Annotated in this window: 12 protein-coding genes and 2 pseudogenes; 5 read left to right on the forward strand and 9 right to left on the reverse strand. The window is 65.8% G+C overall.

Annotated elements, in window-relative coordinates:
• Nucleotides 1–151 precede the first annotated feature (151 nt).
• Nucleotides 152–1,015, reverse strand: coding sequence for a LuxR C-terminal-related transcriptional regulator (locus CcI156_RS07785; protein WP_023840038.1), 864 nt, complete (start codon nucleotides 1,013–1,015; stop codon nucleotides 152–154).
• Between the two features lie 217 nt (nucleotides 1,016–1,232).
• Between CcI156_RS07785 and CcI156_RS07790 the strand changes: the two genes are divergently transcribed.
• Nucleotides 1,233–2,942 (forward strand): AMP-binding protein, encoded by a 1,710-nt coding sequence (locus CcI156_RS07790; RefSeq protein WP_076805041.1) that lies wholly within the window; start codon nucleotides 1,233–1,235, stop codon nucleotides 2,940–2,942.
• A gap of 171 nt (nucleotides 2,943–3,113) precedes the next feature.
• On the opposite strand, the gene CcI156_RS07795 is transcribed toward CcI156_RS07790, so the two are convergent.
• Nucleotides 3,114–3,989, reverse strand: coding sequence for a helix-turn-helix transcriptional regulator (locus CcI156_RS07795; protein ID WP_139341444.1), 876 nt, complete (start codon nucleotides 3,987–3,989; stop codon nucleotides 3,114–3,116).
• A 76-nt stretch (nucleotides 3,990–4,065) separates the two neighbouring features.
• Here CcI156_RS07795 and CcI156_RS07800 point away from each other — a divergent pair, with 76 nt between their 5' ends.
• Nucleotides 4,066–4,908 (forward strand): alpha/beta fold hydrolase, encoded by an 843-nt coding sequence (locus CcI156_RS07800; RefSeq protein WP_076805044.1) that lies wholly within the window; start codon nucleotides 4,066–4,068, stop codon nucleotides 4,906–4,908.
• Between the two features lie 280 nt (nucleotides 4,909–5,188).
• Complete coding sequence (locus CcI156_RS07805) at nucleotides 5,189–5,698, forward strand: ester cyclase (protein WP_083718363.1); 510 nt, start codon at nucleotides 5,189–5,191, stop codon at nucleotides 5,696–5,698.
• Nucleotides 5,699–5,875: 177 nt separating this feature from the next.
• On the opposite strand, the gene CcI156_RS07810 is transcribed toward CcI156_RS07805, so the two are convergent.
• The 5 genes and pseudogenes from CcI156_RS07810 to CcI156_RS24620 form a co-directional block, all read right to left on the reverse strand.
• Nucleotides 5,876–6,397 carry an SAM-dependent methyltransferase gene (locus CcI156_RS07810; RefSeq protein ID WP_076805046.1) on the reverse strand — a complete coding sequence of 174 codons (522 nt, stop codon included), beginning with the start codon at nucleotides 6,395–6,397 and terminating at the stop codon, nucleotides 5,876–5,878.
• A 58-nt stretch (nucleotides 6,398–6,455) separates the two neighbouring features.
• Nucleotides 6,456–6,884: a type II toxin-antitoxin system VapC family toxin gene (locus CcI156_RS07815; protein WP_011438401.1), complete on the reverse strand. Its 429-nt coding sequence runs from the start codon at nucleotides 6,882–6,884 to the stop codon at nucleotides 6,456–6,458.
• The gene (locus CcI156_RS07820) at nucleotides 6,881–7,138 is read right to left on the reverse strand and encodes a hypothetical protein (RefSeq protein ID WP_131728916.1); all 258 of its coding nucleotides are present in this window, start codon (nucleotides 7,136–7,138) and stop codon (nucleotides 6,881–6,883) included. Before CcI156_RS07820 ends, CcI156_RS07815 begins: the two co-directional genes overlap by 4 nt.
• A 1,186-nt stretch (nucleotides 7,139–8,324) precedes the next feature.
• Nucleotides 8,325–9,173: a hypothetical protein gene (locus tag CcI156_RS07825; protein ID WP_023840030.1), complete on the reverse strand. Its 849-nt coding sequence runs from the start codon at nucleotides 9,171–9,173 to the stop codon at nucleotides 8,325–8,327.
• Between the two features lie 178 nt (nucleotides 9,174–9,351).
• Nucleotides 9,352–9,453, reverse strand: a pseudogene (locus tag CcI156_RS24620) (IS6 family transposase); the annotation flags it as partial.
• A gap of 750 nt (nucleotides 9,454–10,203) precedes the next feature.
• On the opposite strand from CcI156_RS24620, the gene CcI156_RS07835 reads away from it, so the two are divergent.
• Nucleotides 10,204–11,940 (forward strand): reverse transcriptase domain-containing protein, encoded by a 1,737-nt coding sequence (locus tag CcI156_RS07835; RefSeq protein WP_371681778.1) that lies wholly within the window; start codon nucleotides 10,204–10,206, stop codon nucleotides 11,938–11,940.
• 117 nt (nucleotides 11,941–12,057) lie between these two features.
• Here the strand turns inward: CcI156_RS07835 and CcI156_RS07840 are convergent.
• Nucleotides 12,058–12,666: pseudogene (locus CcI156_RS07840) on the reverse strand (IS6 family transposase); the annotation flags it as partial.
• 542 nt (nucleotides 12,667–13,208) lie between these two features.
• Between CcI156_RS07840 and CcI156_RS07845 the strand changes: the two are divergent.
• The gene (locus CcI156_RS07845) at nucleotides 13,209–13,694 is read left to right on the forward strand and encodes a polyprenyl synthetase family protein (protein WP_023840027.1); all 486 of its coding nucleotides are present in this window, start codon (nucleotides 13,209–13,211) and stop codon (nucleotides 13,692–13,694) included.
• 57 nt (nucleotides 13,695–13,751) lie between these two features.
• Here the strand turns inward: CcI156_RS07845 and CcI156_RS07850 are convergent.
• The coding region (locus tag CcI156_RS07850) for a transposase (RefSeq protein WP_139341446.1) at nucleotides 13,752–14,078 on the reverse strand (327 nt) is incomplete at its 5' end.

Here is a 14,078-nt window from a genome sequence, read left to right on the forward strand (position 1 = left end):
ACCAGGTGAATGCTTACGACTTGGCGGCCCGACCCTCGACGCGGTTCTCGGCGCATCACGACGCCCACGAGAGCCCCGAACAGCTCAGCGACGAAGACCGGGCACGGCTCTCCGTGGGCGGAAGTCCCCGCCGGGCGAAGTCAGGGTAATTTCAGGGGATCAGCATCGCCTTGCGGGCGCGGACGACGGCTTCGTAGCGTGTGCCCGCGTCCAGTTTCCGCATGGCGGATTGCAGGTATGCCTTGACCGTTTCGCGGGAGAGCGAAAGCCGGTTTGCGACCTCGGCATTGGTGCAGCCAAGCGCGACCTGGGCGAGGACGTCGGTCTCACGGGTGGACAGGCGTACCTTGGAATTCTTTCCCGGCCCGCTCTCGCCGACGGCGACGAGACGTTGTGCGGCCGCGTAGATCCTGCGCTGGAGCGCCGAATCGGACATGGCTCCCGCGATGGCCCTCAGTTCGGAGTGCACCGAACGAAGTTCCTCGAGCGTGGCGGCGTGCGCGGGCTCGAGCTGTCTGACGGCCGCGAGCGACTCGGCCATCGCCAACCGATGATCGACTTCGTCGCGGATGGTGAGCTCGTGGACGAGCCGCCGGCCCGCGGCAACGATCTCGTCCCGTATCCGGTCGCCCAACGCGGCGGGCTGGCGCACCGCGCCGTAGAGGACGGCACGGCAACGGCCACCAGCGTGAACGGGAACCGCGAGTAACGAGGCGAGACCTTCGCGGAGGACGGGCCGGTCGTAGTCATGCGTGATGCTCCGCGCGCTGGCGTAGTCGGTCACCCCGACCGGGCGGCCCTGCAGGATCACCCGGCCGCCCAGTCCCGTGCCGGGACAGACCTCCAGATTGTGCAGGCCGGTGGTGCGAGTGCCCAGGAACTCCGTCAGGCGCAAGCGGTTGCCACCCACCTCACCGGCGAATGCCACCGGGACTCCGCCCTGCCGGATGATGGTGCGCAGCTCGGCCCGCAAGGCCGCGCGGTCGTCTGGACGAAGTAATCGGGTGTCACTCATCGCGTCCGTCCTCATTGCGCACACCGCCATGTTGTGCACGTCACAGTAACCCGGCCGAGGCAAGCCGTCGACCGRCCATCCCCGTGACCATCACGCGACCATCACGCGGCTACCTCYGCTACCACCCCGTGGCCATCCCCGCCTGCTACCAACTTTCGGGGGTGGCCGGCGGGGGCGGCTCGGCACGACTCTGTGCGGTGTTGGAAGGAGTTTGCCGATGACGTCGACTGCCGCGACCGAGACCTACCGCACTGCCCGCGATCTTCTGATCAACTTGCGCACGGACTACGGCAAGGCGCTGGAGGAGTTCCGCTGGCCACGGTTCGAAGGCCAGTTCAACTGGGYCATCGACTGGTTTGACCCAATCGCCCGGAACAACGACCGGGTGGCGCTGTGGATCGTGGAAGAGGATGGTTCGGAACGTCGGTGCACCTATGACGAGATGGCCCGTCGCTCGGACCGGGTAGCGACCTGGCTTRCCGGGTTAGGCATCGGCAAGGGCGATCCGGTGATCCTCATGCTCGGCAACCAGGTGGAGCTCTGGGAGTCGATGCTGGCGCTCATGAAGCTGGGCGCGGTAATCATACCCACCACTACCGCGATCGGTCCGACGGACCTCGCCGACCGGATCGAACGCGGCGGCGCCACCTGCGTGATCGCCAATGCCGCCGACGCGGTGAAGGTCAAGCTGAAAAACCTGAACGGTGTCATTGTAGGTGGCGAGGCCGCCGGCTGGCGCCCCTACACCGAGGCCGACGGCGTCACCGAGGTGCACCGGTTCGAATCCCGTACCGCCCCCACCGATCCGCTGCTGTTCTACTTCACCTCCGGAACCACCAGCCGGCCCAAACTCGTCGAGCACAGCCAGGTGTCCTATCCGGTCGGGCACCTGTCCACCCTGTACTGGACCGGGGTGCAACCCGGTGACGTGCATCTCAACATCAGTTCCCCTGGCTGGGCAAAGCACGCGTGGAGCTCGTTTTTCGTGCCGTGGATCGCCGAAGCAACGATCTTCGTCTACAACTACGGCACGTTCGACCCCGCCAAGCTGCTGGCGCAGCTCCGCCGGGCTGGCGTAACCACGATGTGCGCGCCGCCGACCGTGTGGCGCATGCTCATCAAGGTCGATCTTTCCGGCGGGCCCGGCGCGCTGCGCGAGGTGCTGTCGGCCGGTGAACCCCTCAATCCGGAGGTCATCGACCAGGTCCGCGCCCACTGGGGCCTGACCCTGCGCGACGGGTTCGGCCAAACCGAGACGACCGCCCAGGTCGGCAACTCACCTGGCGCCGCTGTCAAGCCGGGGTCGATGGRCCGTCCGCTGCCGGGCGTGCCCACGGTCCTGGTCGACCCGGTGAGCGGCCAGCGCTCCAGCACTGAGGGAGAGCTGTGCCTCGATCTGGCCGCGCACCCGCTCGCGCTAATGACCAGTTACCGTGGCGGCCCCGAACGCAACGCGGAAGTACTGGCCGGCGGCTACTACCACACCGGTGACGTCGCATCCCTCGACGAGGACGGCTACCTCACCTACATCGGCCGTACCGACGACGTGTTCAAGGCCTCGGACTACAAGGTGTCCCCCTTCGAACTGGAAAGCGTCCTCGTCGAACACCCGGCTGTGCTTGAGGCAGCCGTCGTGCCCGCACCCGACGAGGTACGCCTGGCCGTGCCGAAGGCCTACATCGCACTTGCTCCGGGATGGGAGCCGAACCGCRAGACAGCGGAGGCGATCCTCCGTCACGCCCGCGAAAACCTTGCCCCCTACCTGCGCGTCCGGCGGCTGGAGTTCTACGACCTACCCAAAACGATCTCCGGCAAGATCCGGCGCGTCGAGCTGCGCAGCAGGGAGAGCGAAGCCGCGGGCACCCGCCTCAGCATGGAGTACCGCGACACCGACTTTCCCAGGCTGACCAGCCGTAAGGCCGACTGATCGACCAGACACCACGGGCCGTGGATGGGGCGCGCTGGAGTGCGTGCCCCGTTCCGGGGGTCGTCCAGTTCGGCAGCGGTGARCCCGGTGGCGCTCAGGCGACTCGGTTATGAGGGGCGAATGAGGGCGCCCGCAAGCATGACCTGGGCTTCCGATATCTGGTCAGATCGGTCAGAGGAGCTCCGCGGTGTCGGTTCCGCGTCTGCCGGACTGCCACATGATGGCCAGCTCGGTGCGTGACCGCACGCCGCACTTGGCGAGCACATGGGTGATGTGACGTTTGACGGTCCACTCCGAGATCCCGAGCTCCCGAGCGATCAATCTGTTGGGCCATCCATCGGCAACGTAGCGGGCGATTTCGTGCTCGCGGATCGACAAGACTATTCCCGCCGGCGCGACCTGATGTTCGAGATGGCTGCGCAGCAGGTACGACAACGTCGGCCGAAGTCCCCGCAGGAGTTCGTGATCTCTGCGATCGAAGGTGCGCCCGCCCGTCGCAACGACTCCGATGTAACCGTGAACGGGCAGCGAGGTATCCAGCCAGAMGAGGATCTTGTCGCTGATGTCGTTTTGCGGCAAGAAATCCTCGAGGAATTCTCCGCATCTGTCGTTGCCGAGGGCCATCTCTGCCAGTTGCGGGAGCACGGCCTGGCCGTATTCCTGCATCAGTTGACGAGCGAACTTGTGCGCGAAGACATCTCGACCGGCATACCTGTCCAGGTAGCGTGCCATGAGCTCGGGAAGGATGCCACGAGTGCGGGGCTCGCTCAATTCCAGCTGCAATGACGGGTGGCGGCCGAGGGAGAAGGTGAGGTGCTCGTAGCCAAGGTGCGCCGAGAACGCGTCGAGGACGACGCTACGGAAGGACGGYGACTCGGTCGCACCGACACAGTCGTTGATCACCGCGAGAGTGCGGCGGTAGTCCGCAGCTTCCAGCTCCACGACGGCCTCCAGCAAACATGCGTCCAGCGCGACGTTACCCGCCCGGAGAGACGCCACTTCCGAACGAATCACCATATCACTCGCCGCCAAGATTTTCAATGCCACCTAAGTGGCATTGAGGCGGACCTTCACGACAATCATTGTAGTGGTGTCGGTCACATTCTAGTCCAAGGTGAAATCCATGAAAGAGCATATCGTTACCGGGGCTGCGGGGGCACGACTACGAGTCCTCGAGCACAGCCCGGAAAAGGCGCCCACCGTCGTGCTGGTCCACGGCCTGTCGCTGAACGCGGGCGTGTGGGACCCGCTCGTTGCGCGGATCCAGAATTCGTTCCGCATCCTGGCGCCCGACCTTCGTGGGCACGGCCGCTCGGATGTACCCGAGGACGACACCTACGCGCTCAGCCGCACGTGGGCCGAGKACCTCGCGGCGGTTATCTCGCTCGCCGGACCGGGGCCGGTGGTTCTGGTGGCGTGGTCCTACGGCGGTCTGGTGGCTACCGACTTTCTACGCACCTACGGACAGTCCGGTCTGTCCGGACTGGTGTTGGTGTCCCCGTTGCGCAAGATCGGTAGCGCGGACGCCCTGGCGCTGTTGGGACCGGACTTTCTCGCGACAGCCGGTGGACTGACCTCGACCGACCTCGGCGAGGCGGTTYCCGCGGCGGGCGCGTTCGTCGATYTACTGCGCGCCGGGGACTGGGATCAGGCCACCCGCGAACGACTGCTCGGCGYCGTCCTCGCGGTACCGCCGCGGGTACGGGCCACGATCCTCGGGCGCGTCGACGACGGCGATGAGGCGCTCGCCGAACTGACCATCCCCACCCGGATCATCTACGGCAGCGACGACACMGTCATCATCCCGGCCGCCTTCGCCGAGTTGGACACCATCATTGCCGCGGCGACCGTGACCGCGTACCMCGGCGTGGGGCACATACCGTTCGTGGAGAACCCCACACGCTTCGACACCGAACTCACCGAGTTCGTCGGCACCCTTTCATCTGCCACTGCTGCCGTGCGCTGACCGCAGCATCCACCCGATTATTCGGCATGGTGACGGACGCCGTGCCGTACCGAAGCTGGGCGAAGATAAGGGCCCACCGGTGAACGCGGGTCCGCATTCTGAAGAACGGCATTTATTCGACCGGTTCCGCACCTGCCCGCACCCGGTCGACGCTTTCACTCAGGACGTCTTCGTGGMCGTCTTCATGGTCTTCTTCGTGGGTCTTCTTCGCACTGGAGACGGACGGCCGTTAGAAACCAAGATGGAAAAGTAAACACCAATCAGAAAGGAAATCAATACCATGATCACTATTACCGTCGAGGAGCGGATTGCTCTGCAACGWGCGACCATCGAGGAGCACATTCGCCAGGAGAACGCCAAGGAGTGGGAGAAGGTCTACGACACCTTCGTGCGTGACGAGCGTTCCTTCTACGATGTCGTCCCCATGAGCACCCATTACGAAGGCATCCGGGGCGTGCAAGACTTCTACGAGGCGCTCACTGTCGCCTTACCAGACTTCGTCATCACCGTCACCGGAGAATACGACMTCCCCGGCTATTCCTGGCGAGAGGTGACTGTCACCGGAACGCATCGGAGCGAGTTCGCCGGTATCACTCCACAGAACCATGTGGTTCGCTTCGAAATCGCCGCACTCTACCTCTTCAGCGACGACAACCCCGGCAAGCTCATCGCCGAACGCGCGTACTGGGACAACGACTCGATCTTCCGCCAGATGAAGGGGGAGGCCGACGCCCCCCGCGGCGGAGTTGGCCTKACCGACCGCGAACCCATCCGCGCAACCATCGCATAACCCACATCCATGGACAGGGCGCGCCGTCGTAACGGGCGGCGGCGTTGCCCTGTCCTGCACAGGCAGGGAAGGCCGCCGAGGACAACAAAACGCGCAGGCGCGCCCTGGCGGCTGACCACCTACCGGCCGGGCGAGATCTCGCATATCCACAGTGTCATGGACGGCGAGGCGCGCGGGCTACGGTTTCCGGGCGATTCCGCCATACATGTACACGTGGGCATCGTCCAGCGCAGCCGCCTCYTCGTCGGGATGCCAGTGGTGGACGAGCACTACTCCGGGGTCAAGCAGTTCCAGCCCGTCAAAGAAACGCTCGACCGTGCTTTTATCGCGCGCGATCAGCGGAATGCCGTCGGCGTTGTATGCGGCCTCCCCGGCGCGAGCTTCCTCGGGCGCGCTGTCGGCCGTGGCGGTCGACAGCGCCAGGATGCTCCCCGCCGGCAGCGGGCGCATGAGCCGGTCGATGATATCCTGAACGATCGCGTCATCAGTGATGAACTGCACGATCGCGATCAGACTGACCGCCATAGGCCGGCCCAGGTCGAGAGTTTCCCGCAGTTGCTCGGGCTCCAGGATCCCCTCCGGGTTGCGGAAGTCGGCGTCGAGATAGGCGGCCCGGCCCTCGGGGGTACTGGCGAGCAGTGCTCGGGCGTKCACCAACACGATGGGTACCACCCCTGGGCTGCACATGGCGTCCGGCATCCGGTCCTAGCGCTCTTATGCGTGCCAGTGGAGATCGCTTCGTCCTGGTGCGTGGAAGTCAGCCGAGGGTCGTAGGCAGAAGCTCAAAGGCGCCGCAGTGGCTGGGAACGACGATCTGGAAGTCCTTGCGGTCGACCGTCGCGACCTTGGGTGTGCCCAGGCGTTCCGCTGTAGCGACTACCGCGGCGTCGACTGCGTCGAGCGGAAGATCGGCATAGCGCCGCACCAGTTGGGCAGCGCGGTCGAGGTCCGCGGCTGTCGGCGCCTCCACGTCAAGCTCTCCGGCCGCCAGTGACTCCAAGAACGTGGCGGCCAGTTGCGGCGTTCCGTGCCCCCGGCGCGCAAGCAGGTAACAAACCTCGGTGATGACCATCGCKGGAACTACCAGGGGCTCGGCGGCCGCCACGAGGAGGTGGGCACACGATTCATGGAACTTGTCCCGCTTGTTGATGGCAGCGACGAGTACACCGGTGTCGATAACTATCACCGGTCTGGCTCGCCTAGCTCCTCGTGAAGGATTCGAGATGAACGTTCAGCCAGATCGCGTTCACCATCCATGATCCCGATGAACGACAAGCGGCGCCCCGGTGTGGCTGCGCTGTCGTCAACCTGCCGTGCTGACTCCGTGGCCGGACGCGGGCCGAGCATGCCACCCAAGATCACATAGAGCGCCTCCACCTGGGTAGGCGCAAGCCGATCCACCATCCGGTGCACATCGGCCACATGCGGCGCGGTTGTCATGGTGCCAGCGTAGCCCGCTCGGACGGGGCGGTAGCGCGTCGTCGGGACGGATGCGCCGTCCCTGCCGACGCGTMGGGACGTTCCTGCGGGCGTTGCTGTGGGGTCATGCCCGTCCGCTCGAGAAGGTCGCCCGAGCGGTGACCGCCGCGCTGCCGCGCCACGCGCCGGTGCTGTTCCGCCTCGTCGACGAGGCTCTGGCAGTGCGGTGGCCGGCGCACTGCGTCCGAGCCGCGCGACGTGTGCAACTCGGGTACGGACCAAAGGCCGGGCCCGGCTACCTAAAGATGCTGGTGAGACGCCCGAATCTACGCCGATACGATCGGTACCACCCCCGGATTGCACATGCAACCCGGGGGTGKCCGTCTTGCTATCTATGCGCTGGTACGTGGACGGCGGCGCTTCCTACCTGGGAGGCGGGGTGGGGGTGGCCGTCGGACAAGTACGCCCGCGATGAGAGTGGTGGCCGCTTTCGGGACGGGTGGGGCCTCGGCGAGGGTCTCGGTCAGCCAGCGTGCCACCGCATCGGCGTCCGATTCGGCATTGTGGGCGTTCTGCACCGTGGCCGGAAGGCGGGCTGTCGGTMCGTCGCTGTCCGGCACCGCTGTGGCGCCGTTCCCGCCCGTATCCTCTGTGTCGGCCCGCGCCGTCCCGTCCCCTGTTTGCGGTGGATCGTCGCACGAATCGGCGGGTGCAGGACGGTGGACGCGGGACGGGCGGACGCGGGACGGATCGACCACGGCACCTCACAGAACCGGCGGCGGAAATGCGGCAAATAAAAGCTAACCGGACTATCCGATACCGCCAACAGGGCGCGTTCCGTCGATCGCTTCCGCCAGCTCCCACGATTAGATATGATGCCAATTGCGGCATGATTCCTGGCTCGCTTGGGCGGGTGTCAGATACCGGCCGACCTGCATCGATGCGCCACCTCGRACCTACCCGCTAGACAGGTAGGCGGATGGGCGGTCCGGTAGGTAAACGGACGGGCGGCCCGTAAAAGAACAGGCGTTTCGGTCATTTCCCCGCAAAATAGGCAATGATATGTGACGTAGATCACGCAAAACCCAGGGTGTCGGTGGTAGCCCGATCCTTCCATCGGACGAGGTTGCAGCGCGGAAAGGCGGGGGGCCGTACCCCTGGGCGGGGCCGGACGACCCGAGGGAGCCTTGCGTGGGTGGTCTTGTGGTCAGCCCCCGCCGGTGCTCAGGGCGGGGATGGAGATGACGGTGACCTGGGTGGTGGAGACGGTGGTGAGGCCGTTGAATGCGCCGGTCTGGCCGGCGCCGGTCCAGGTGACGTTCCAGGTGACGGTGGCGGTCACGGGGAACACGCCGCCGGGCTGGTCGTCGGAGACGGTCTGGTAGGTGTGGCCGCAGTCCGGTGAGGACGCTTTCGGGTCGATGTCGGGCCGGTAGGGGGTACCGGGGCCGGTGCAGCGGACCTGGGCGCCGTCACCCATCGCCCAGACGACCTCGGCGGGGGTGGCGACGGCGGTCACCGACACGCCGCCGGCGGCAGCCGTGGCGGAGACGGGATGCCAGCCTGCGGGGTCGAGCCACATCCAGGTGGGGAGACGAATGAGCTGCCGGCCGGTCGGGCTGAGTGCGATCGTCGGGCCTTGGAGACGGAGCTGGTTGCGGGCCTGTTCGGCGAGGGCCGCCGGGTCGGGGGCGGCAGCCGCCGGACCGGCCTGTCCGTCCGGTATCCAGACCGGGGGCCGGTAGAGCGCGTCGCGCCACCCGTCGTTCTGGCACTGGTAGACGTACCAGGCCCCGGACTGCCCGTCCGGGCCGGTCGCGGCGGGCAGCACGCCCAGCGACCCCGGCCGGTGAACCGCGGCCACGACGTGCGGTCCGCCGTCGCGCGGGATGGAGCGGAACGCAACTGGCCGGCCGTTCTGCCCGGCAGCGAGTTCACATCCCGGGTAGGGGTGCTGGTCGCAGTCCGCGGAGGTGAAGATGTCGGCGTAGGCGGGCGTTGCGACCGCGAGGACGCCCAGCAGGCAGACGGCGGCAGGGACGACGCGCTTCAGCATGACCCGAGTCCCTGCACGGCGAACCGGGTGACCTTCCACGACCCGTCCTCGTGCAGGCGGACTTCGGAGGTGATCGCCCGCCGGCCGCCGGGTTCGTCGGTGAACGCCGGCCCCGCCGTGCGGGGCGCAGTTGCATTGCGGGGAAGCTGGGCATGCCGGCGGCCGGGGCGGTTGCCGGTCAGAGGGCGGCGGCGAGTTCGGTGAACGCGGCTGCCAGCCGTAGGTGCRGGTTGCTGTCGATCCCGAGTTCGTAGTGGCCGCGGCGGATGTTCTGCACCAAGGGTGYGACGACGAGGTCGCACAGAGTGAGTGAGACCAGTGATGGAGGGCCGGTGGTCGGTACTGAGTCTCCGGGCTAGTGCTCGGGAGCCCGTCCCCGCCCTGGCACGCGCGCCGCATGCAGTCCATGCGCTGGGTGTGAAGCCCGGGGAAAAGCCCAAGAACCGATGTCCATCCGTCGGGAACAGGCGAGGGGAAGGCCGGAAGGGTGAATAAGGTGAACCCTTGATGGAAGCCTCGTAATCAGAAGCGCCGGAGATGGAATGCAAGACYGGCGTCCAGGGCCTGCCGCTGGGAGGCGGCGATGGCGGCTGGGGTTCTTTCCTCTGGCCGTATGAGCACCATGGCCCCGGGGTAGAGAGGGCACCCCGTCCCGGCTGTATCTCACATGTGCGGAACGCGGAAACCCCGTCGAGGTCCGGAGAGCTGACCGGCTTCGGTAAGCCGACCGTAAGGGGGGCTTAATGCCACGGCGGGAAAGGATGGCTCAGGAAGCGAACGGCGGCAGCCGAAAGGCGACAGGAAGGCGGGTGCAGATGGCGGGACCTTCAACCGGCCGCGCCCGTATAACTGGCCGTATACCAGGCCTGACCCGTGCCTGGGCCCGAAAGGGAGCTGACGTGAGCCAGGTGGCCCTTTGGACACACCGATGACAAGGAACCGCCCGAGTCCGAGGGGCACGTTGGGCGCTTCGGTGAAGGACACGACCAGCACCGCCGTGGTGGCGGTATCGACCGTGCCCGAAGCTGGGGTGAACGGACCHGAGGACCTGCCGGACTGGGACGCCATCGACTGGTCGTCGCAGGACAGGCAGGTAGCGCGGCTACGGCAGAGGATCTTCAAGGCAACGCAGGCGGGCGACATCAAGCGCGCCCGAAATCTACAGAAACTGATGTTGCGCAGCCGTGCCAACACGTTGGTCAGCGTGCGGCAGGTAAGCMAGCGCAACTCCGGCCGAAAGACGCCGGGAGTGGACGGCGAGGTCGCTATGACCTCTCGGCAGCGGGTCTCGTTGGCCCAGTGGCTGCAACGACGTGGATCGGGCACGGTCCCACTCCCCGTCCGACGGGTGCACGTCCCCAAGAAAAACGGAAAAAGCAGACCACTCGGTATACCCGTCATCGTGGACCGCGCCCAGCAGAACCGGGTCAAGAACGCGTTGGAACCCGAGTGGGAAGCCCGGCTGGATGCCAGCCAGTATGGCTTCCGGCCCGGACGAGGCTGCCATGACGCGATCGAGAAGATCTTCTCCCTGCTGGGAAAGAAAGGAGCGAAACGCGGGTGGATCCTCGACGCGGACATCCAGACCGCGTTCGACAGAATCGACCATAACCATTTACTCGGCCGCCTTGCTGGCTTCCCTGYGCGGGAACAGATAGCGGGGTGGTTGCGGGCGGGGGTGGTCGACAACAACCGGTACGCCCCGACCTCGGAGGGAACTCCCCAGGGCGGGGTCATTTCACCGCTGCTCCTCAATATAACGTTGCAGGGCATAGAGGAAGCCGCCGGGGTCAGATACCGGAAGAACGGAGAACTTGCCCGGGACTGCCCCGCCGCCGTCGTCTACGCCGATGACCTGGTCGTGCTGTGCCACAGCCAGGAACAGGCCGAAACGGCACGGGAGCGCCTTGCTGTCTGGCTGGCTCCGAAGGGTCTGTGTCTCAACGACGCAAAGACCCGGATCGCCACCGACACCGAGGGGTTCGACTTTCTCTCATTCAACGTCCGCCGTTACCCGACGAAGGACGGCCCGAAACTGCTCATAAAACCCAGCGGGGAGGCGCTGATCAGGATACGGCGGCGGATGAAGGCCGAACTGCGGGCGCTACGGGGACAGCCCGCCTCGGCCGTGATAGGCAAGCTTAACCCCATCATCAGAGGGCAGGCGGCCTACTACCGGACAGGGGTGGCGAAGAAAGCGTTCAGCGATCTGGACCGGGTTCTCTGGGTGCAACTCGACCAGTGGGCGCGGGGTGCCCACCCCAACAAAGGCCGACAGTGGATCATAAAGCGCTACTGGGGCCCGTTCAACAAGTTCAGGAACGACCAGTGGGTATTCGGAGATCACAAGACCGGCGCCTACCTGCACAAATACGCCTGGACTCCGATCACCCGGCACGTCATGGTCGCGGGCCGGTCGTCTCCGGACGACCCGGCCCTTGCCGATTACTGGGCCGACCGACGTCGACGGCAGACCCGTCACGGCCCACCTTTGGCATCGTCCGTCCAACACGCCTTACGCGCACAGGGCGGCAGGTGCCYGGGCTGCGGCCACAGTCTGCTGTTCACCGACCGCACACCCGACCTCCCCGGACAATGGGAGAACTGGTTCCGCACGCTCCGCACGGCGATCAAACGAAAGCACATCGTCACAGGAAACGCGGACGGCCGGGCTGGACACCACACAAGCACGACCCGAACCATGCACGTGGGGATATATATGCACGCTGACTGCGCCCGCCGCCACCCCGGCAGTGGACACGGTTGACACGGACAGCAACTGCAGAGACTGCAAACCAAAGCGGGCTGCTTGAGCCGTGTGCGTCGGAAGGCGCACGCACGGTTCTGAGGGGACGGGGACGCAGCAATGCGCCCCCGTTACCCGGCCGTGTCCGGCACCGACGGTTTGGACCGAACGCAGCCGTTTCAGTCCGCGCATCGGCCGGAGCCGTGCTTTCAACCGGCCGTGATCGGCTTCGATCCGGTTGTTCTCCCGGGCCGCGTCGACGTGGCAGGCTTCGGGGAGCAGCTCGTCGAGAATCCGCGGGTAGACCGCGGCCTTGTCGGTGGTGACCTCGACCGGCCGGCGACCTTGAGTAAGCGCCCGGACGAAGAATCGCCGGGCAGCGGCCTGGCCACGGCGGGTGCTGGCCAGGACGTCGATGACCTGCCCGTGCTGGTCAACCGCCCGGTACAGATAGGTCCACCGGCCGGCGACCTTGACGTAGGTCTCGTCGACGAACCATCTGTCCCCGGGTCGGTGCCGACACGGCCGGGCCGCTTCGGCCAGCAAGGGCGTAAAGCGCTGCACCCACCGGTAGACAGTCACGTGATCAACCAGGAGGCCGCGCTCGGCGAGCAGCTCCTCGACATCCCGGTAGGACAGGGCGTACCGCAGGTACCAGCGGACAGCGAGGACGATCACCTCCGGTGGGAACCGGAACCCCGCGAACTCCGACGTCGGAACCGGCGGACAGACACGACGTCGACGCATCACTCGATCATGGCCGATCAGAGGCCGCGATGTCGGACTCTGCGGATGCAACAGAGCCATCGTGAGCCCACACGACTTCACGCATTAAAGATCAGTAAGACCCCAGCGGTGGACCCACCCGAACATCGCGACACGAAAAGAAACCAGCCGGAAACAATGTGATCTACATCACGAACACTGGCCGCGATCAGTATCGCGACCACGAACAACCCCAACAGATGGCAGCATCGCCCCGATCGAAGGGTGCCGAACCATGTGCCAGAGGCGCGCGACCTGCACGAATCTCCTATGGAGGGAACGAGGGCCGGGCGCGGGAGACCTCCCGGCGGCGGATCGCCGCCGCCAGGAGCACGTGATGACCTAGCTAACCAGCAAACAACGACGCGGCTCCATTCTCGCTGGTCAACCACGATTTCTAGCCACATACTTGCTTCGCGTGCGCCGCGATGCTAAGAGCGGGTGGGCTGCCGTTCAGCTCATTGACATCGAACGTTCAGGACTGCTACAGTTCCTTTATTAATCCCTGGGCGGTGGGAACAAGCATGCCGAGTTGCGAAAGCCAATTTGACCTACCCTCCTATCTGCGCTCGAAGCAAGTCCTGGTCGACAGCGAAGTTGATCGGGCGGTGACCCGCTTCTATCCAGAGCGCCTCTTCGACTCCATGCGTTATTCGCTGATGATCGCCGGAAAAAGATTACGACCAGCGCTATGCCTTGCTGGTTGCGAGATTACGGGCGGAAAAGTTCAAACGGCATTACCGACAGCGTGCGCCTTGGAAATGCTACACACCGCGACCCTCATTCACGACGACCTGCCTGTGATCGACAACGACGATCTGCGGCGTGGAAGGACGGCAAATCACAAGATCTTCGGGGCGGACATCGCCCTACTCACCGGAGACGCGCTCCTGGTGCATTCTCTGGAATACATCCTGATCAACACGCCGGACGTTCCGGTGGAACGTCTGCTGCGCGTCAGCAAACATTCAGCCCGGGCCGCGTGGGTGTCGTTTGATGGCATGACGTGATGMCGGTCGGCGCGGGTGCGCCTCCGGTCGGTGGTGTTGTCGGGTGGGGGTTGTGTTTCAGGCCGGGGTGGCGGGCGGCCAGTCGGGGATCCAGGCCCGGCCGGTGACGACCTCGCGCAGGGTCGTCATGACGTCGCGGCCGTGCTTCGCGGCGGTGCGCAGGTAGCCGAGGATCGTGTACCGGTCCTGGGTGACCGTGTCGCTGGTCAGCCGCCCGGAGATGTTCTGCTGCAGCTTCGCGGGGCGTAGTTCGCGTTCGGCGTCGTTCGAGGTCGCCGGGATGGCCGGGTCGGTGAGGAACCGCAGCACGTCGGCCTGCCGGGTGCTGAGGAACTCCACGAGCAGGCGGGCGGGGCGCTCGCCGGGGCGGGTGCCGTGCGAGGT

Origin of the sequence: Frankia sp. CcI156, assembly GCF_001983015.1 — a bacterium.
Lineage (GTDB): Bacteria > Actinomycetota > Actinomycetes > Frankiales > Frankiaceae > Frankia > Frankia casuarinae.

Bases quoted from the DNA above. Each gene is read 5' to 3' on its own strand.
- CcI156_RS07845 (WP_023840027.1), top strand. From the start codon at position 13,209: ATGCCGAGTTGCGAAAGCCAATTTGACCTACCCTCCTATCTGCGCTCG.
- CcI156_RS07785 (WP_023840038.1), bottom strand. From the start codon at position 1,015: ATGAGTGACACCCGATTACTTCGTCCAGACGACCGCGCGGCCTTGCGG.
- CcI156_RS07820 (WP_131728916.1), bottom strand. From the start codon at position 7,138: ATGACAACCGCGCCGCATGTGGCCGATGTGCACCGGATGGTGGATCGG.
- CcI156_RS07825 (WP_023840030.1), bottom strand. From the start codon at position 9,173: ATGCTGAAGCGCGTCGTCCCTGCCGCCGTCTGCCTGCTGGGCGTCCTC.